Origin of the sequence: Brucella oryzae (genome assembly GCF_041929965.1) — a bacterium.
Taxonomy (GTDB): domain Bacteria; phylum Pseudomonadota; class Alphaproteobacteria; order Rhizobiales; family Rhizobiaceae; genus Brucella; species Brucella oryzae.
Window position 1 is genome coordinate 55,134 of the sequence record NZ_JBHEEO010000014.1, and the last position, 16,933, is coordinate 72,066.

Below are 16,933 nucleotides of genomic sequence, written 5' to 3' on the forward strand. Positions count from 1 at the left end.
GTATGAGACTTGAAAAGGCGCCTTCGGGTGCCTTTTATTTTGCCGTCGATTCGACTTTTGTTGGCGCTGACAATTCTTAACAAATCCATAAAGCTGTGAGTTTGAACCGTTGCGCCTTGGCTGGGGATTCTCAAATGCGGGATCGTCCGCTACCCTTAATCCATTGATTCTCTGTCTTTTGCAGACAATGTCGCAATACAGGAAAACGGATAGTAGCCATGGCACAGACATCCAGCGCAGCACGTGAACCGTCGATGGAAGAGATTCTCGCTTCCATCCGCAGGATCATTGAAGACAGCGATGTCACCCGCCAGCCAGCACCGCTAGCAGCGGCATCTTCAGTTCATGGAAAGGTTGCGGAATTCCGTCGTCCAGTCACCGAGCAGCCCGAAAAGCCTGCAATGATGCGCAATGTGTTTCAGGACGAGCCGACATTACGCGGCCCGATCAGCGAGCCGACGCAGGCGGCGCTTGAACCCGAAATCGAAGCCGAGGATGAAGTTATTCTCGATGCCGGGAATGACGACCATTCCCACGCCAGGACTAAGTCACCCTTGGAGCAGCCAGACGAGGCGGGCATATCTCTGGATGAAATCGACCTTTCGGTTGAAGCCGGGATTGCTGAAGCAGTTGACGAACTGCTCGAACCTGAACTTGATGCAGAAACGGAACTGGAACCTGCTGTCGCCGGGTCGGAAGCTCCGGTTCAGCCCGAGGCCGCAGCACCAATTGCGGAACCTGTCGCAAAGATGCAGCCTGCTGCCCATATGTTGTCACAGATCGCTGAACGTCAGGTCGCGGCGGCATTTCAGGACTTGAACCACGCAGTTCGGGCAGAACCGCGACGCTCGTTCGACGATATCGCTGCGGAACTTTTGCGCCCGATGTTGCAGGACTGGCTCGACAATAATCTGCCGACGCTTGTTGAGCGGCTTGTTCGGGAAGAAATCGAGCGCGTGGTTCGCGGCGAACGATAAGCGGCATAAGCCGATCTGTTGAAGTGTTACCCGTCTGTGCAACAGGCGGGTTTTCACTTTTAAGGTGGTCGCAGGGGCACAATCACTTTTAAAGTGATTTGTCAGCTGTTAGTTGCTATTGAGCCTTCAATCCTTTCATCCCGCATAAAGACCGGATAATTCCATGCTTGAGAAGACCTATAACGCCGCGGCGATAGAGCCGAAAATTGCTGAACGCTGGGAAGAAGCGGGTGCATTCAAGGCGGGTGCGGGCGCGAAGCCGGGAGCTGATCCGTTCGCTGTGGTCATTCCGCCGCCGAACGTTACCGGATCGCTGCATATGGGCCACGCGCTTAACAACACGATCCAGGACATCATGGTTCGCTTCGAGCGCATGCGCGGCAAGAACGTGCTGTGGCAGCCCGGCATGGATCATGCGGGCATTGCAACGCAGATGGTTGTCGAGCGCCAGTTGATGGAACGGCAGGAACCGAACCGTCACGCCATGGGCCGCGAAAAGTTCATCGAACGGATCTGGCAGTGGAAGGCTGAATCCGGCGGCATGATTTCCAACCAGCTGCGCCGTCTTGGTGCCTCGTGCGACTGGTCGCGCGAACGCTTCACCATGGACGAAGGGCTGTCGCGCGCGGTTCTGGAAGTTTTCGTCACACTATACAAACAAGGGCTCATCTATCGCGACAAGCGCCTGGTCAACTGGGATCCGAAGCTGCTGACGGCAATTTCCGACATTGAGGTCGAGTCGCGCGAAACGAAAGGCCATCTGTGGCATTTCCGTTATCCGCTTGAGAATGTCCCGTTCGATCCGGAAAACCCGCATACTTACATCGTCGTTGCGACGACCCGTCCGGAAACCATGCTGGGCGATACAGGTGTTGCGGTCAATCCGAAGGACGAACGCTACCACGCTCTGGTAGGAAATGATGTCGTTCTGCCGCTTGTCGGTCGTCATATTCCAATCGTTGCCGACGATTATGCCGACCCGGAAGCCGGTTCCGGTGCCGTCAAGATCACGCCTGCACACGACTTCAACGATTTCGAAGTCGGCAAGCGCAATGAACTGCGCGCTATCAACATTCTGACGACGAATGCTTCGATCACGATCAAGGACAATGTTGATTTCCTCGAAGGGCTGCAGCTGACGCCTGAATTGAAGGCGCTGATTCACGAACTTGAGGGGCAGGACCGCTTTGCAGCCCGCAAGCGTATCGTCGAACTGATGGACGAGCGCGGCTATCTCGAAAAGATCGAGGATCACACACACGCTGTACCACACGGCGACCGCGGCGGCGTTCCGATCGAGCCTTATCTGACCGACCAGTGGTATGTAAACGCTGCCGAACTTGCCAAGCCTGCAATGGCGGCGATACGGGAAGGCAAGACGAAAATTGTCCCGACGAATTGGGAAAAGACCTATTTTGACTGGATGGAGAACATTCAGCCATGGGCGGTTTCTCGCCAACTCTGGTGGGGGCACCAGATACCGGCATGGTATGGTCCTGATGGCCAATATTTTGTCGAGAAAAGCGAAGAGGAGGCGCGAGTTGCCGCACGCGCGCACTATGGTGAAGACGTCACGCTAGAGCGCGATACGGACGTTCTCGATACATGGTTCTCGTCGGCGCTGTGGCCGTTCTCGACGCTCGGCTGGCCGGACAAGACGCCGGAACTCGCAACCTATTACCCAACCAGCGTTCTGGTTACGGGATTCGATATCCTGTTCTTCTGGGTCGCCCGCATGATGATGATGGGTCTCCATTTCATGGAGGAAATCCCGTTCCATACCGTCTATTTGCATGCTCTGGTTCGCGACAAGCACGGCGCGAAAATGTCGAAGTCGAAAGGCAATGTCATTGATCCGCTGGAGCTGATGGATGAATATGGTGCCGACGCGCTGCGGTTCACCCTTGCGATCATGGCTGCTCAGGGCCGTGACGTTAAGCTCGATCCGGCGCGTATTGCAGGCTATCGCAATTTTGGCACCAAGCTCTGGAACGCGACGCGCTTTGCCCAGATGAACGGCGTGAAGCTCGACGCCGGTTTCAAGCCGGAAAACGCCAAGCTTGCCGTGAATCGCTGGATTCTTACAGAGTTGACCAAGGCAACCCGTGCTGTGACGGAAGGTATTGACACTTACCGCTTCAATGAAGCCGCAGGTGCTGCCTATCGCTTCGTGTGGAACCAGTTCTGCGACTGGTATCTGGAATTGCTGAAGCCGATCTTCATGGGTGACGATGAAGCTGCGAAGGCCGAATCTCAGGCGACAGCTGCCTACTGTCTTGACCATATCTATAAGCTTCTGCACCCGTTCATGCCTTTCATGACGGAAGAACTCTGGACCTTGACTGCAGGCGAGGGGCAGAAGCGCGATACGGTGCTGGCGCTTGCAGCCTGGCCGGAACTGTCGTTTGAGGACGAGGAAGCTGCTGACGACATCAACTGGTTGGTTGATCTCGTCACCGGAATTCGTTCTGTTCGCGCCGAAATGAACGTACCTGCCGGTGCAATTGCTCCGGTTGTGGTGTTGGATGCCAATGCGGCAAGCATTGATCGTTTTGCCCGTCACGACGCGGCGATCAAGCGTCTCGCGCGCGTTGAAAGTGTTTCGTTCGAAGCACAGGCTCCCAAGGGTTCGGCACAGATGCTGCTGGGTGAGGCAACTATCTGCATACCGCTCGGCAACCTGATTGATCTTAAGGCTGAATCTGCACGCCTCGCCAAGGAAGCTGGCAAGATTGCCGCCGAAATGGATCGTATAGAGAAGAAGCTCTCCAATGAAAAATTCGTGGCAAATGCGCGCGAAGAAGTCGTTACAGCGGAACGCGAACGTCTGATCGAGCTGCAGGAAGCGGCGCAACGTGTTGCGACTGCCGAGTCACGCATCCGTGATGCAAGCTGAATTGACCTGACGTAGGAAAGCGAGATTCGACCGCGAATCACGTGCCCGGCAATGCGATGTCTGCCGGGCATTTTATTTGCAGCGGCAGGTATGAGACGTGATTTCATTGTCGAAACGGTTCATCGAACCGCCGTTTCGATTGTTTTTCGATGTTGTTGCTCTTTAGCAACAAGGCCAAAAATGGGCCGAAAATGGGCCAATTTAGGCACGGTTTTATGTCAGTGGCATCGAGTTTTCCTAATGAAGCGCCCTGAATGCGGATGTTTCAGGCATTTTCGACCAATTATCCCAAAGTTGAGCCCACCCCATCCCAATTAATGCTTCTTGCGGGATGAATCGTTCCTGATTTACGTTTCCGTCAACGTTAATATCGTTGCTGTGTGGGAGGACATTTATGAGTGTACAGCGCGTGAAAATGGCAGGAATGGTCGCGGCTCTCCTCGGCAGCGCGGTTGCTGCCAATGCAGGTGGCTTCGAGCGCAGTTCGCAGGATTTTGATATTCTCTTCGAAAAAGGGAATGCTGTCGAAGCTGGTGCGACGGTCGTGATGCCACAGCGTAAATTGAAAAATATTCGCGCGAACCCAGGTGTCCCGACGCTACCGGTCGTGCCTTACGGATCGGATAAGGGCCAGCCATGGTCGACATCTGTCGACGAAGCAAAGACTTACTGGGTCCCCAAGGTATCTGCCAAGTTCGATTTGACCGATGATCTGGCCTGTGCGGCCCAGTATCGCGAACCTTGGGGTATCGAGACCGATGTGGGTCTCAACACGCTTCGCGCGTTCACTGCAGTCGAGCAGAAAATTTCGTCACGCGACTTTGGCCTGAACTGTTCGTATCGGTTTGCCGTCAGCGAAAAATCCTATTTCAGAATTCTGGGTGGCGTCAGCTATCAGGAACTGAAGGGCTATCAGACCCGTCTGATCCCGCCAACGACCCAATTCAGAGGTAATTTCCGCGTCGCGACGCTCGATGTAGAAGACGGTTCGGTTGGCTGGCGTCTGGGCGCGGCCTACGAGATCCCTGAATATGCCATGCGGGCATCTCTCGTCTATCAGTCTGAGGTCAAGTACAACCTCGACGGTACGATTGACAATCTCATGCTGAACCCGCTCACAGGACAGGGCATCCCCTTGAATGTGACCAGCGATATCGCTGCTCCACAGTCAGTCGAATTCAAGTTCCAGACGGGTATTGCACCTGATTGGCTTGCTTTCGGTTCTGTTAAATGGACGGACTGGAAGAGCATTCAGCAGGCGACTTTCGTGTCTAACGGCAATCGCGGTCTGCCGGATGGAGCCAAGATCACTTCACTTGATCTGTACTACCAGGATGGTTGGACCGTTTCCGGTGGTGTCGGTCATAAGTTCAATGAACAATGGTCGGGTGCGGCAACTGTAACCTGGGATCGCGGCACCAGTACGGGCTGGACCTCTCAGACCGACGTCTGGCTGTTTGGTTTGGGCGCTAACTACAAGCCGAATGATGTCGTTGACGTGCGCTTGGCTGGCGCTATCGGCTGGCTCGGTTCGGGTGAGTTGAGGGATTCGATCAGCACCGGCGATTTTGGTAACGATCTGGTCAGCGCTCTTTCGCTCACTGCCAAGGTCAAGTTCTAAGTTCTTGATGCGCATGAAAAAGCCCGGCGTTGCCGGGCTTTTTCGTTTGGCGTGGTCTTGATTACTGTTCAAGCCGCGCAAGCAATGAAGACGTATCCCAACGGTTACCGCCGATTTTCTGCACTTCCTTGTAGAACTGGTCCACCAGCGCTGTGACGGGCAGAAGCGCGCCATTGCGGTCGGCTTCCTCAAGGCAGATGCCAAGGTCCTTGCGCATCCAGTCGACGGCAAAGCCGAAATCATATTTTCCCGCATTCATCGTGCCCGACCGGTTTTCCATCTGCCAGGAACCTGCCGCGCCCTTTGAGATGACCGAAATCAGCTTTTCGATATCGAGCCCTGCTTTCTTGCCGAAATGGATGCCTTCGGCCAGCCCCTGAACGAGACCGGCAATGCAGATCTGGTTGACCATCTTTGCAAGCTGGCCTGAGCCGACCGGCCCCATGAGGCCAACCATGCGCGCATAAGCGTCGATAACCGGCTTGGCACGCTCGAATACGGCTTCCGGTGCCCCGACCATGACAGTCAGAACACCGTTTTCAGCGCCAGCCTGCCCACCGGAAACGGGGGCGTCGATGAAATGGAAACCGCGCTTCTGTGCTTCGACATCCAGTTCGCGAGCGACCTCCGCAGATGCAGTCGTGTTGTCGATGAAAATCGCGTCCTTCTTCATGGTGGAGAAGGCACCATCCGGACCGATGGTCACAGAACGGAGATCATCATCATTGCCAACGCAGGCGAAAACAAAGTCTGCATCACGCACGGTTTCGGAAGGTGTCACGGCAAAGCTGCCACCGAATTCCTTGGTCCATTTTTCGGCCTTTGCCGTTGTGCGGTTATAAACCGTGACGTCGTGACCGCCCTTGTTCTTGAGGTGACCTGCCATGGGATAGCCCATGACGCCTAAGCCCAGAAAGGCGACTTTAGCGGGTGTCGTCATTCGTTCATTCCTCTGAAAAATTCTAGAAATCAGGTGAGGGGTGTCATAACGGCCGCCTGATAGGCCAGTCGTTGCTTGAGACGGTCATACCAGTCTTCAAGACGTGGAAGAGAAGGGCGTTCAATCGGAAACTCAAACCAGGCATAGGCATAGCAGCCGATGGGAATATCGCCGATACCGAAATTCTCGCCCGAGAACCAGGACGCTTCCTTCAAGCCCTCATTGGCAATCTGCATCGAATGCGCAAGGCCCTGAAGACTGTGTTCCAGAATGACTGGATCGCGTTCGGCTTCAGGCAAGCGGATCAGGTGTTTCATGACATTGCTGAAATTGGTGTAGAAGGATGAGGAAGCCCAATCCATCCACTTTTCGGCCTGCGCACGCTTGGCCGGATCTTCGATCCACAGCATGTCCCTACCGTAAGCTGCTGCAAGATAACGCGTGATGGTATTGGATTCCCATAGCACCGTGTCGCCGTCTTCCAGCAAGGGGATCAGCCCGTTCGGATTGCGGGCGAGATAGGCCGGGTCTTTCAATCCACCGAACTGGCCGCCGACATCGATCTGTTCATAGTCGAGATTAAGTTCACGCGCTGTCCAGAGCGCCTTCTTCACATTGGTGGAATTGATACGACCCCAGATTTTCAGCATGACTCAACCTGTTACCTTACTGTTGGAAGCTGCATTCTAAACAGATCGCCCCCGGAAACCGCAAGGCTCCGAGGGCGGTATTTGGGCTTTATGCCGACTTGGCGTTCTTTAACGAACGAGATGGCGTGTCAGCCTTCTTTCGAGAAAGTCCCAAACGTGCCGCAAGCATTCGACGATCAGCAGATAAATGACCGCAGCCCAGAGATAAGTCTGGAAATCGAACGTCCGCGAATAGGCACGGCGCGTTTCACCCATCAGATCAAGCACTGTGATGATAGCCACAATGGCCGATCCCTTGATCATCAGGATGATTTCATTGCCGTAAGGACGCAAGGCCACGATAAGCGCCTGCGGAAGAATAACTTTCCAGAACGTCACACGCTTGGAAATGCCAAGCGCTGCAGCACCTTCCCATTGGCCCAACGCCACGCTCTGGATAGCGCCGCGCAGAATTTCGGCCTGATAAGCTGCGGTATTGAGCGAAAACGCCAGAATGGCGCAGTTCCACGCATCGCGGAAAAAGACCCAGAGCCCAATGCTTTCCAGAGCCGGGCGGAAAGTGCCGAAGCCGTAATAGATAAGGAATGTCTGCGCCAGCAGCGGCGTGCCGCGGAAGAAATAGACATAGCCGAAGGCAATTCCGCGCAGCCACCGATTGTTGGACATGCGCGCAGCCGTAATCGGCAACGAGAGGAGGGCGCCTATGACAATCGATACGGCAACCAGTTTCAACGTTATCAGAAGCCCTGACCAGTAGCGTGGCCCGTAGGTTTCAAACAGATCTATACGCCATGCATTGTAGAGATAGATGGCAAGGCCCACGAAAAGAAGGAACCAGAGAGCGACGATAATATGGCCCGCAATGCGCATCCGCGTCCATTGCTTGACGACCGGTGGCGGAGCCATGGCAGGAATCGCCGTATGGGAAACTGTCTGGGTCATATCATGCACCTCGCGAACGGTTGGCGCCCGCATCGGCCCAGCGGGCAATGCGATCGATGAAGTAGGAGGAGATGATTGCGAGAACCAGATAGAGCAGGCAGGCAATACCGAAGAACAGGAACGGTTCCTTGGTCACACGTGCGGCAATGGAGGTCTGTCGCAGAATATCGGACAATGTGATGACCGAAACCAGCGACGTATCCTTGAGCAGCACCAGCCAAAGATTGGCAAGGCCGGGCAGGGCGATGCGGATCAGCTGTGGCAGGATGATCTTGCGCATGGTCTGCCAGTGCGACAGGCCAACTGCATAGCCGCCTTCATATTGCCCGCGCGGGATTGCGCGGAAGGCAGAAAGGAAGACTTCGCTCGAATAGGACGAGAAGACGAATCCCAGCGCGACCATACCCGCGCCGAACGCATTGATTTCGACATTGGCCTCGATGCCGAGGAGGCTCAAAAGCCGCTGCAGCCCAAGAGAAGCGCCAAAATAAACAAGGAAGAGCGTAAGAAGTTCCGGCAAGCCACGGAAGATCGTGGTGTAGATGTTCGCGGCCAGCCTTATCGACGGCTCGCTGGATTGTTTGCCGATGGCAACCAGAAATCCCAACGCAAGACCAACGGGAAGTGTTGCGAGAGCCAGTGAGACGGTAACCAGAAGGCCCCAGGCAATACTTGCGCCCCAACCGTCGGGACCGAAACTCAACAAAGTGGCGTAATGTTCCATGCGCCTATTCTTTTTCCTAAAGGCATTTGCCTATGTTTTCAACGCCTGCGAGGACCAGCCCGGCGAGGCTTGTGCGGCATGCCCGTACAAATGTTTTGCGCCGATTTGCAGGAAAGCAAACCGGCGCATAGGTGTCAGTTTTTGATTAGTTTTCGGCCCCATAGGCATCGAAGTCAAAGTACTTGTCATTGACTTCCTTGTACTTGCCATTCGCGCGGATCGCCTTGATGGCTGCGTTGAATTTTTCAACCAGCTCCGGACGGCCCTTCTTGAATGCAACGCCTGCGCCCGGACCATGAATCTCGATAACCGGCGGGAAAGTGCCAACCATCTTGCAGCACGCGCCGTCTGGAGACTTCAGCCATTCGGCCAGCGTCACACTGTCGTCGTTGACTGCGTCGAGACGACCGTTAGCGAGATCAAGACGGTATTCTTCCGCCGTCGGATAGGCCTTGATCGTGCTGTCGGTGTAGGTCTTTTCCGAGTAGTTGGCGTGTGTGGTGGAAACTTGAACGCCGATGGTCTTGCCGGCGAGGTCTTCCTTGGTCACTCCCTTGATGTCGGTGTCCTTTGGAGCGGCTATGCCCGGAGGCGTGTTGTAATACTTGTTGGAGAAGTCGACCTGCTTCTTGCGCTCGTCCGTGATGGACATGGAGGCGATGAAGGCATCGAACTTGCCTGCCTGAAGGGCGGGAATAGCGCCGTCCCATTCCTGGGTGACGAATTCGCACTGCGCCTTCATTTCATCACAAAGCGCCTTGGCGATATCGACGTCGAAGCCCGAGAGGGTGCCGTCCGGCTTGATGAAGTTGAAGGGAGGATAGGCGCCTTCGGTGCCGATCTTGAGCTTGAGCGGCTCTTCTGCATTTGCAACACCGGTAGACATGCTGCCGATTGTGATTGCCAGCGCAGCAACAGATGCCGCGGCGGCGATACGCTTCAATACGCGCATTTTTAGTCCTCTCGTTTTGTTCTGGCTGGTTCCCTGATTATTTCTTCTGGCTCAGCCGCTTAAGGGGTAGTCACGACCGTGAAACTTTAAACTGCACGTTTGGTAGTGATTTCCCCCGGTCACTACCAATAGATGGTTGAGCCGATCATGCGCAATATTTTTTCGCGCCTCCATCCCCACCATCAAATCTGACAACGATATTCCCACCATTTTGAGACGATTGGCAAGATGGTCTGCGTAATTAAATTGTGTGTCCCAAAGGGGGATTTCTCGGCGTTTTCGGCAGAGCTTTGCCAGAGTACGGGGAATTGTGTCGTAAAAGAGGGGAATTATAGAGAGTCTCTCAAAGACCCATCTCGCCTTTGATGAAATCGGCTATTTGCTCGGTATCGTCGATGCCGAACACCGGCACTGTTTCACCTGGTTGGGGATGATCGCTGGCAATGGCGACAATAGCAGGATCGTCGGTCGAGAGAGGTGGCCCGGCATGACCACCTTCGCGACGCAGTTCGATTTTCTTGTGTGTCTCGCGTTTGTAGCCTTCGACCAGAATCAGATCGCAAGGCGTCAGCTTGGCCGCAATCTCCCATAGAGACGGTTCTTCTTCGCCCAGACCTTCATGCATGATTGCGTAACGCTGCGACGAGACGATAGCCACTTCCGCTGCTCCGGCCTTTCGATGACGCCAGGAATCGGTGCCTTCATGGTCGATATCGAAATTATGATGAGCGTGCTTGATGGTGGCGATACGATATCCACGTGCGGTAAGGCATGCGACCAGACGTTCGGTCATCGTCGTCTTGCCGGAATTTTTCCAGCCGGTGATGCCGAACAGCTTCTGGTTCATTCCATTACCTCAGCCAGTTTCTGCGCCGCCACAAGATCGTCGGGCCGGTTGATGTTGAAGAACGGATCATATGTTTCCGGGCTATTGCCAATGAAGGCAAGCGGAAAATCGACCGTCTCAAATCCGATATGCCCGCCGAAAGCGAAGACGCTGGCTCTGCTGGTATTGGCAAGCCAGGCTGCGAGTTCGTCTGCCAACCCGGTTTCCCACAGGCCGAAAATCGGATGGATCCGGCTAAGGGAACAGGCGAGAACAACGCGCGCTCCGGTTTCATTCCGACGCGAAAGAAGGTGGTCGGCGAGGTCATGGGGAAGGAATGGCGTATCTGCGGCTGTCGTCAGCAACAGCGAGGCCCCTCGTGCCTGCGTCAGTGCGGTCAGAATACCGACCAGAGGGCCGCCATGTTTTGCAGGCAAGTCCTTGATCACCGGTACGCCGAGATCGTTCAGGCGGGAATCGTCGCTATTCGCATTGATGATCAAAGTGTCGACCTGCGGTTTGATCCTTCTGACGACATGGGAAATGATGGTGCCGGTGCTGCCGAGCGGCTGGAGAAATTTGTCCCCCGAAACACCGCCTTCCTGCATACGGCTGGAAAGACCGCCAGCGATGATGGCGCCTGCAATCATGACGGTTCCACGCCGGTCGGGATCGTCGCAAGCGTGCTCTTGCTTCGCTCGCGCTTCTTCAGCACGTTCTCGCGATAGACCATGTAAACGCCGCTCCCGACCACCAGAATCGATCCCGCTATCGTATATATGTCAGGCGCTTCGCCAAAAACCAGCGTGCTGAGGCCGATTGCCCAGAGCAGGCTTGAATAGCGGAACGGCGAAACAAACGACACCTCACCCTCGCGCATGGCCAGAATGATGAAGTGATATCCGACGAGCAGAAGAACGGCAGCGATGGCCATGGCGCCGACTGCTGTAATTCCAACGGGCTGCCATCCACCCATTGGAACGGTCAGCGCACCGCCGGTCAGTGTGATGGCTATAGACGTCAGCGTTGAAAGATAAAGGGTGGGGACATGCGCAGGCACGCGACGCGTAGCGATATCTCGCGTGGCCGCAAAGCCTACGCTGGCAAGAAGAACGACAACGGCGACAAGGCTTGCGGCGCCATCCGTTCCCGGCCGGATTATAATGAGAACCCCGACGAGACCGATGAGAATACAGGACCAGCGACGCCAGCCCACTTTTTCCTTCAGGAAGAGTGCTGCTCCCAGCGTCACGACGAGGGGTGTAGCCTGAAAGACAGCCGAGCAGAATGCCTGCGAGAGGTGGCCAAGGGAATAAATATAGGTGACAGTGGCGACGACTTCCCCCGCAACGCGCAGGACGGTCATCTTTTCAAGCGAAAGACCGCGCAGTGCGCCGTGGCGCCAGGCCAGAAAACCAATCAGAACCGTTGCGAATATACCCCGGATCAGCATGTACTGTCCGCTGTTCATCTCGGTCAGGAGGTATTTTGTGATCGTATCGCCGATGGTGAAGGTACCCATGGCGAGAAGCATGAAAATACTTGCACGAAAATTTGCTGACTGCGGCACGATACAGAATCCAGTTTAGGCACTAAGCCTTGCAACTGCATACCGTTTTAAAGTCGATCTCGCGACAATTATTTCGGGCCGTTAGCTTTTTTAAGTATAAACCGTTCAGCCGCCGGTAAGACTCATGTGGCGAGCGACCGCCGGGCGATTGTGATCGCGGTCGATGATGAAATCATGCCCCTTCGGCTTGCGTGAAATAGCTTCATCAATCGCCTGATTGAGCAGCAGGTCGCTTTCGCTTTCCCGCAAGGCCTTGCGCAGATCGGCGTCGTCGTTCTGGCCAAGGCACATATAAAGCATGCCGGTGCAGGTGAGCCGGACGCGGTTGCAGCTTTCGCAGAAATTATGTGTCATCGGCGTGATGAAGCCGAGCCGACCGCCCGTGTCGGCAATCGTCACATAGCGGGCAGGGCCGCCTGTGCGGTAAGGAATATCGGAAAGCGTGAATTGCTGGGAAAGATCCTCGCGCACCTGCGAGAGCGGCAGATACTGGTCCGTGCGGTCGAATTCGATCTCGCCCATCGGCATTGTTTCGATGAGCGTCATATCCATGCCGCGACCATGCGCCCAGCGGATCAGTTCGGGAATTTCGTGATCGTTGAAATCCTTCAACGCGACCGCATTGATCTTGACGCGAATACCGGCGCGCTGTGCAGCTTCTATCCCCTCAAGAACGCGTGAAAGGTCGCCCCAACGGGTAATCTGGTGGAATTTTTCAGGATCGAGCGTATCCAGCGAGACGTTGATACGGCGTATGCCGCATTCCGCCAGCTCTTCGGCAAAGCGCGAAAGCTGCGATCCGTTCGTGGTCAGAGTCAATTCATCAAGCGCACCTAATTTCAGATGGCGCGAAAGCTGCTGGATCAGGTGCATGATATTCTTGCGCACCAAGGGTTCGCCGCCGGTGAGGCGCAGCTTCCTCACACCCTTTTCGATAAAGGCGGTGCAAAGCCGGTCCAGTTCCTCAAGTGTCAGCAAATCCTTCTTGGGCAGAAACGTCATGTGTTCCGCCATGCAATAGGTGCAACGGAAATCGCAGCGATCCGTCACTGAAACGCGAAGATAGGTGATGGCGCGCCCGAAAGGATCAATCATGGGTCCAGTCGGGGAAACAAGTGGCTGCGCTTGGTTTGTGTACATCATTAAGCCGTTGTTTCCACAAGATGCAGAGGAATGTGCTCGCCGTCTAACTAGAAATAGGATCTGCGAGCCTCAATGTCCAGTTTCACGCATGCGAAGCTCTTTCAATAATGACCGTGACTATTGCGATATTTTAACGCGGGGCCTATCAAAAGCTGGCGAAGAACCAAGCTGGAGAACGGTGATGAGTGAGGTCTGGCCGACTGAATTGCGCGTTTCGCACGACCGCAAACTGCTGACTGTAGCGTTCGACGATGGCCAGAAATTCGAGCTGACCGCCGAATTGCTGCGCGTTCTGTCGCCTTCGGCAGAAGTGCAGGGCCATTCGCCGGAACAGCGGATAACGGTTGGCGGCAAACGCAATGTCGAAATCATGAAGATGGAGCCGGTCGGCAATTACGCCGTCCGCATAACGTTCGACGATATGCACGATACCGGCCTGTTTTCGTGGACCTATCTCCACAAGCTCGGCACGGAGAAGGACACCTTATGGCAAACCTATCTCGATGAGCTCGCCGAAAAAGGCCTGAAGCGGGACCGCTGATCCCGCCTATCTATCAGTCCTTTTCCAGCATTTCCGATATGCGGCGCATCACATCGCCCATCGCGTTGCATTGCGCGGTTGTCGATTGCGCCATGACACGGTCGATCAGGTCGGTATAAATCGTCAGCGCATGTCCTAATAGCTTTTCACCCTTGGCAGTGAGCGTCAGACGCATCACGCGCTTGTCCGTCGGGTCGCCCTCGCGCACCAGCAAGCCGCGCTTTTCGAGCTTTGGCAGCAACATGGTGATATTCGAACGCCCGACAAGAATGCGACGCGCCAGATCGTGCTGGGATTCACCGGGATGGCGATAGATATTCATCAGCACATCGAGATCGGCGATCTTGAGATCGAAAGCCGATAATCCCTGGGCGAGGGCGCGTTCCACCGCCTTGCCGGCACGCGCAACGGCAATCCAGTTCTTGAAGCGTGGATTGTCCCACGGCAGTTTTTGAGTCTTGTCTTGCATTTTGTTCATTCTTGTACAATTATTTGTTCATGATTGAACATAATTGAGGCCCTGTCATGACGTCGTTTTCTTTACAGGTTACGCGATTCGGCCTGGGTGTGCTTGGCCGCATTGATGCCGACAAGGCAGGTCGCGCCGCATTCAGGATTTTCTGTCGAACGCCAAGCCGAAAGCCGAAGACCAAGGCTTATGCCGCACGACTTGAGCGGGCGAGCAATGAACTCAGCCAGGCAAAGCGGCTCGATCTGATTATCGATCGCGGGCTTATCGCAACCTATCTGTTCGAACCGGACAGCTATGTGGGAAGAACGTCGCTCGTCGTCCATGGATGGGGGTCGCGCACAGCAGATATGATGACGATCATTCGCGAACTTGTGGCGCGGGGTGAGCGGGTTGTTTCCATCGACCTGCCGGGGCATGGCGCATCGGCAGGCCGCACCCTCAACATGATACAGGCAATCGCCGCCGTTGATGTTGCGTGGCGCCAGTATGGTCCGTTCGATGCAATGATCGGTCATTCATTCGGCGGTGCGGTCATCGTCAATGCCGCAGCAGGCTCTCTCGGATGCTACCAGTCACACCGTCCGGCAAAGCTGGTAACGATTGCTTCCCCGCACTCCATGGCAGGTGTCTTTGACGGTTTTGGCAAAGTGCTTGGGCTCGGTCGTGAGGTGCGCAGCGCAATGAAGGAACAAGTCCGTTATATCGCGGCGCGCCCGATCACGGATTTCGACACCGATGTTCATTTGCGTCGTATGACGATCCCGACGCTCGTCATCCATGCGCATGACGACAAGGAAGTGCCCGCCATCTGTGCTGAAATGGCCGGTAAGGCAGGCTCTCATGTCAAGGTGCACTGGGCGGATGGTCTTGGGCATCGCCGCATTATCGCGAGCGCCGAAGTAGCATCGCTGGTGGCGGATTATCTTGATGATGCTCCGAGGTTAAGGCTGGTGGCCTGATTATACGTTGGGAAAAACCAGTTTCTCCCAACCGGCCATGGCGCCCAATGCCGTTGCGGTGAGGTCTTCGCGCGTTCCGCCATCGCGCGCGAGAATGGACATGCCGTTCTGGACTGTTGCGTAAAAGGTTGCGACCGCTTCGCAATTGACGGATGCCGGAATATCTCCATCACGAATGCCGCGCTCAAGCCGCTTCTTCAGTATTTCTATATTGGTCTGGCGGCGATTGCGCAGCACGTTGCAAACCTTGTCGCTTGACTGCGTGCGATGCAGCGCATCCAGCGCAATCATGCAGCCCCGCGGCACAGATTCCTGGCAATAGGCATTTATCGTGGCAAGCAGAAAGCGCTCGAAAGCTGCGCGAACATCCGGCGTTTCATCCAGTGCCGACCAGATTTCAACGCCGATTTCACCGGCATAAAGGGTGAGGGCTTGAAGATAGAGCTCTTCCTTGCTTCCGAATGCCGCATAGAGGCTTGGCGCATTGATACCCATAGCCATCGTCAGATCGGCCAGCGACGATCCGTCGAAGCCTTTTTCCCAGAATATAAGCATCGCAGCATGAAGCGCTGTTTCGCGGTCGAAGCTGCGGGGGCGTCCTTTTTCTGCCACGTCTGAACCTTTCTGTATCGATCATTAAATAAATGCCTTGACGGTTCTGCGCAAGCCTGTCAGCAATTATGTATCAATCGATACAGAAAGGAAATGGCATGTCTGCGGAAGCTTTGAACGGAAAGGTTGCCTTCGTCACCGGCGGAAGTCGCGGCATCGGTGCAGCGATTGCACACCGGCTCGCGAAAGATGGTGCGGCAGTTGTCGTCACTTATGTGAACGGCAAGGAAAAAGCTGAAGCGGTGGTTTCCGAAATCGTAGCCAATGGCGGCAAGGCTCTGGCGTTGAAGGCCGACAATCGCGATGCGAGCCAGATTGCCGCGGCAATCGAGAAAACGGTCAAGAATTTTGGCCGTCTGGACATATTGGTCAACAGCGCTGGCATCTGGCATGCGGCTCCGCTTGAGGAGATCACGCTTGCCGACTTCGATGAAGTGATGGCTGTGAACTTCCGGGCTGTCTTTGCTGCCGTTTCAGCGGCCACACCACATCTTGGCGCTGGCGGGCGCGTCATCACCATCGGCTCCAACCTCGCTGAAAGCGTGCCGTGGCCGGGCATCAGCCTTTATGCGGCAAGCAAGGCTGCGCTGATCGGTTTGACAAAAGGTCTGGCGCGCGATCTCGGCCCGAAGGGCGTTACGGTCAACGTCGTTCAACCCGGCTCCACCGATACCGACATGAACCCTGCAGCTGGCGAGCATGCCGAACAGCAACGCGCGCTTATCGCAACCGGCAGTTTCGGTTCGCCTGACGATATTGCAAGTCTGGTGGCCTGGCTTGCCAGCCCCGAAGGGCGTTTCGTATCCGGAGCTACCCTCACCATCGATGGCGGCACAAATGCCTGAAACTAAAAGGGCGGCTTGCGTCGCCCTCAGATTGATTACAAACCCCTCGATTTTTGGAAGCAGTCAAAAACGAGGGGTTTTGATTCCGATTTGTTCACGTTCTGAATCTGGGACGTTCCGTGAATCTGAGGTCATTTTGACCCTGCCGGAGGTTTGTCAGCAGCCTGAGGGCGGCTTGCGTCGCCCTTTCATTTGCTTAGAGCACAGATCTGATTCAATCAAATCTGTGCTCTAAGCGTTTGTTTCGTCGCATTATCCTACGC

At 55.2% G+C, this 16,933-nt stretch carries 18 protein-coding genes; 7 read left to right on the forward strand and 11 right to left on the reverse strand.

The genetic code is table 11. The features are described from left to right. Window positions 1-218 precede the first annotated feature (218 nt). The 3 genes from JNC70_RS15140 to JNC70_RS15150 all read left to right on the forward strand — a co-directional run bounded on the left by JNC70_RS15140 (window position 219) and on the right by JNC70_RS15150 (window position 5,494). Window positions 219-977 (forward strand): PopZ family protein, encoded by a 759-nt coding sequence (locus JNC70_RS15140; protein ID WP_104757237.1) that lies wholly within the window; start codon window positions 219-221, stop codon window positions 975-977. Window positions 978-1,140: 163 nt separating this feature from the next. Next, on the forward strand, window positions 1,141-3,873 hold the full coding sequence (locus JNC70_RS15145; protein ID WP_104757236.1) for a valine--tRNA ligase: 2,733 nt from the start codon (window positions 1,141-1,143) through the stop codon (window positions 3,871-3,873). Between the two features lie 547 nt (window positions 3,874-4,420). Then, a complete protein-coding gene (locus tag JNC70_RS15150; protein WP_280952376.1) occupies window positions 4,421-5,494 on the forward strand; it encodes an OmpP1/FadL family transporter in 1,074 nt (357 codons plus the stop codon). Window positions 5,495-5,555: 61 nt separating this feature from the next. Here the strand turns inward: JNC70_RS15150 and JNC70_RS15155 are convergent, their stop codons facing one another. From JNC70_RS15155 to moaA, 9 genes are all read right to left on the reverse strand, one after another. Continuing rightward, the gene (locus JNC70_RS15155) at window positions 5,556-6,434 is read right to left on the reverse strand and encodes an NAD(P)-dependent oxidoreductase (RefSeq protein WP_104757235.1); all 879 of its coding nucleotides are present in this window, start codon (window positions 6,432-6,434) and stop codon (window positions 5,556-5,558) included. A 29-nt stretch (window positions 6,435-6,463) separates the two neighbouring features. Next, window positions 6,464-7,084, reverse strand: coding sequence for a glutathione S-transferase family protein (locus tag JNC70_RS15160; RefSeq protein ID WP_104757234.1), 621 nt, complete (start codon window positions 7,082-7,084; stop codon window positions 6,464-6,466). 108 nt (window positions 7,085-7,192) lie between these two features. Beyond that, window positions 7,193-8,026, reverse strand: a complete 834-nt coding sequence (locus JNC70_RS15165) for an ABC transporter permease (RefSeq protein ID WP_104757233.1) — start codon at window positions 8,024-8,026, stop codon at window positions 7,193-7,195. Window position 8,027: 1 nt separating this feature from the next. Beyond that, window positions 8,028-8,750, reverse strand: coding sequence for an ABC transporter permease (locus tag JNC70_RS15170; protein ID WP_104757232.1), 723 nt, complete (start codon window positions 8,748-8,750; stop codon window positions 8,028-8,030). Window positions 8,751-8,895: 145 nt separating this feature from the next. Beyond that, on the reverse strand, window positions 8,896-9,702 hold the full coding sequence (locus JNC70_RS15175) for an ABC transporter substrate-binding protein (RefSeq protein ID WP_104757231.1): 807 nt from the start codon (window positions 9,700-9,702) through the stop codon (window positions 8,896-8,898). 343 nt (window positions 9,703-10,045) lie between these two features. Beyond that, window positions 10,046-10,549, reverse strand: coding sequence for a molybdopterin-guanine dinucleotide biosynthesis protein B (gene mobB / locus JNC70_RS15180; RefSeq protein ID WP_104757230.1), 504 nt, complete (start codon window positions 10,547-10,549; stop codon window positions 10,046-10,048). Continuing rightward, the gene (gene mobA / locus JNC70_RS15185) at window positions 10,546-11,178 is read right to left on the reverse strand and encodes a molybdenum cofactor guanylyltransferase (protein WP_104757229.1); all 633 of its coding nucleotides are present in this window, start codon (window positions 11,176-11,178) and stop codon (window positions 10,546-10,548) included. Before mobA ends, mobB begins: the two co-directional genes overlap by 4 nt. Further along, a complete protein-coding gene (locus JNC70_RS15190; protein WP_104757228.1) occupies window positions 11,175-12,062 on the reverse strand; it encodes a DMT family transporter in 888 nt (295 codons plus the stop codon). The genes mobA and JNC70_RS15190 overlap by 4 nt, the downstream gene beginning before the upstream one ends. Window positions 12,063-12,203: 141 nt before the next feature. Continuing rightward, complete coding sequence (gene moaA / locus JNC70_RS15195; protein ID WP_245414811.1) at window positions 12,204-13,193, reverse strand: GTP 3',8-cyclase MoaA; 990 nt, start codon at window positions 13,191-13,193, stop codon at window positions 12,204-12,206. 229 nt (window positions 13,194-13,422) lie between these two features. Here moaA and JNC70_RS15200 point away from each other — a divergent pair, with 229 nt between their 5' ends. Further along, entirely contained in the window at window positions 13,423-13,782 is a 360-nt protein-coding gene (locus JNC70_RS15200) for a gamma-butyrobetaine hydroxylase family protein (RefSeq protein WP_104757226.1), read from the forward strand. Between the two features lie 13 nt (window positions 13,783-13,795). On the opposite strand, the gene JNC70_RS15205 is transcribed toward JNC70_RS15200, so the two are convergent. Further along, on the reverse strand, window positions 13,796-14,260 hold the full coding sequence (locus tag JNC70_RS15205; RefSeq protein ID WP_104757225.1) for a MarR family winged helix-turn-helix transcriptional regulator: 465 nt from the start codon (window positions 14,258-14,260) through the stop codon (window positions 13,796-13,798). Window positions 14,261-14,307: 47 nt separating this feature from the next. Here JNC70_RS15205 and JNC70_RS15210 point away from each other — a divergent pair, with 47 nt between their 5' ends. Then, a complete protein-coding gene (locus tag JNC70_RS15210) occupies window positions 14,308-15,213 on the forward strand; it encodes an alpha/beta fold hydrolase (RefSeq protein ID WP_104757224.1) in 906 nt (301 codons plus the stop codon). On the opposite strand, the gene JNC70_RS15215 is transcribed toward JNC70_RS15210, so the two are convergent. Beyond that, a complete protein-coding gene (locus JNC70_RS15215) occupies window positions 15,214-15,825 on the reverse strand; it encodes a TetR/AcrR family transcriptional regulator (protein ID WP_104757223.1) in 612 nt (203 codons plus the stop codon). 98 nt (window positions 15,826-15,923) lie between these two features. On the opposite strand from JNC70_RS15215, the gene JNC70_RS15220 reads away from it, so the two are divergent. Next, window positions 15,924-16,670: a 3-oxoacyl-ACP reductase family protein gene (locus JNC70_RS15220; RefSeq protein ID WP_104757222.1), complete on the forward strand. Its 747-nt coding sequence runs from the start codon at window positions 15,924-15,926 to the stop codon at window positions 16,668-16,670. Between the two features lie 34 nt (window positions 16,671-16,704). Next, the gene (locus tag JNC70_RS15225; protein WP_374788653.1) at window positions 16,705-16,905 is read left to right on the forward strand and encodes a hypothetical protein; all 201 of its coding nucleotides are present in this window, start codon (window positions 16,705-16,707) and stop codon (window positions 16,903-16,905) included. The last annotated feature ends 28 nt before the right edge of the window (window positions 16,906-16,933 follow it).

Coding starts and splice junctions, on each gene's coding strand:
- JNC70_RS15165 (WP_104757233.1), bottom strand. CDS start 8,026: ATGACCCAGACAGTTTCCCATACGGCGATTCCTGCCATGGCTCCGCCA.
- JNC70_RS15205 (WP_104757225.1), bottom strand. CDS start 14,260: ATGAACAAAATGCAAGACAAGACTCAAAAACTGCCGTGGGACAATCCA.
- JNC70_RS15145 (WP_104757236.1), top strand. CDS start 1,141: ATGCTTGAGAAGACCTATAACGCCGCGGCGATAGAGCCGAAAATTGCT.
- mobA (WP_104757229.1), bottom strand. CDS start 11,178: ATGATTGCAGGCGCCATCATCGCTGGCGGTCTTTCCAGCCGTATGCAG.
- JNC70_RS15220 (WP_104757222.1), top strand. CDS start 15,924: ATGTCTGCGGAAGCTTTGAACGGAAAGGTTGCCTTCGTCACCGGCGGA.
- JNC70_RS15175 (WP_104757231.1), bottom strand. CDS start 9,702: ATGCGCGTATTGAAGCGTATCGCCGCCGCGGCATCTGTTGCTGCGCTG.
- JNC70_RS15200 (WP_104757226.1), top strand. CDS start 13,423: ATGAGTGAGGTCTGGCCGACTGAATTGCGCGTTTCGCACGACCGCAAA.
- JNC70_RS15150 (WP_280952376.1), top strand. CDS start 4,421: ATGCCACAGCGTAAATTGAAAAATATTCGCGCGAACCCAGGTGTCCCG.
- JNC70_RS15140 (WP_104757237.1), top strand. CDS start 219: ATGGCACAGACATCCAGCGCAGCACGTGAACCGTCGATGGAAGAGATT.
- moaA (WP_245414811.1), bottom strand. CDS start 13,193: ATGATTGATCCTTTCGGGCGCGCCATCACCTATCTTCGCGTTTCAGTG.
- JNC70_RS15190 (WP_104757228.1), bottom strand. CDS start 12,062: ATGCTTCTCGCCATGGGTACCTTCACCATCGGCGATACGATCACAAAA.
- JNC70_RS15160 (WP_104757234.1), bottom strand. CDS start 7,084: ATGCTGAAAATCTGGGGTCGTATCAATTCCACCAATGTGAAGAAGGCG.
- JNC70_RS15170 (WP_104757232.1), bottom strand. CDS start 8,750: ATGGAACATTACGCCACTTTGTTGAGTTTCGGTCCCGACGGTTGGGGC.
- mobB (WP_104757230.1), bottom strand. CDS start 10,549: ATGAACCAGAAGCTGTTCGGCATCACCGGCTGGAAAAATTCCGGCAAG.
- JNC70_RS15210 (WP_104757224.1), top strand. CDS start 14,308: ATGACGTCGTTTTCTTTACAGGTTACGCGATTCGGCCTGGGTGTGCTT.
- JNC70_RS15155 (WP_104757235.1), bottom strand. CDS start 6,434: ATGACGACACCCGCTAAAGTCGCCTTTCTGGGCTTAGGCGTCATGGGC.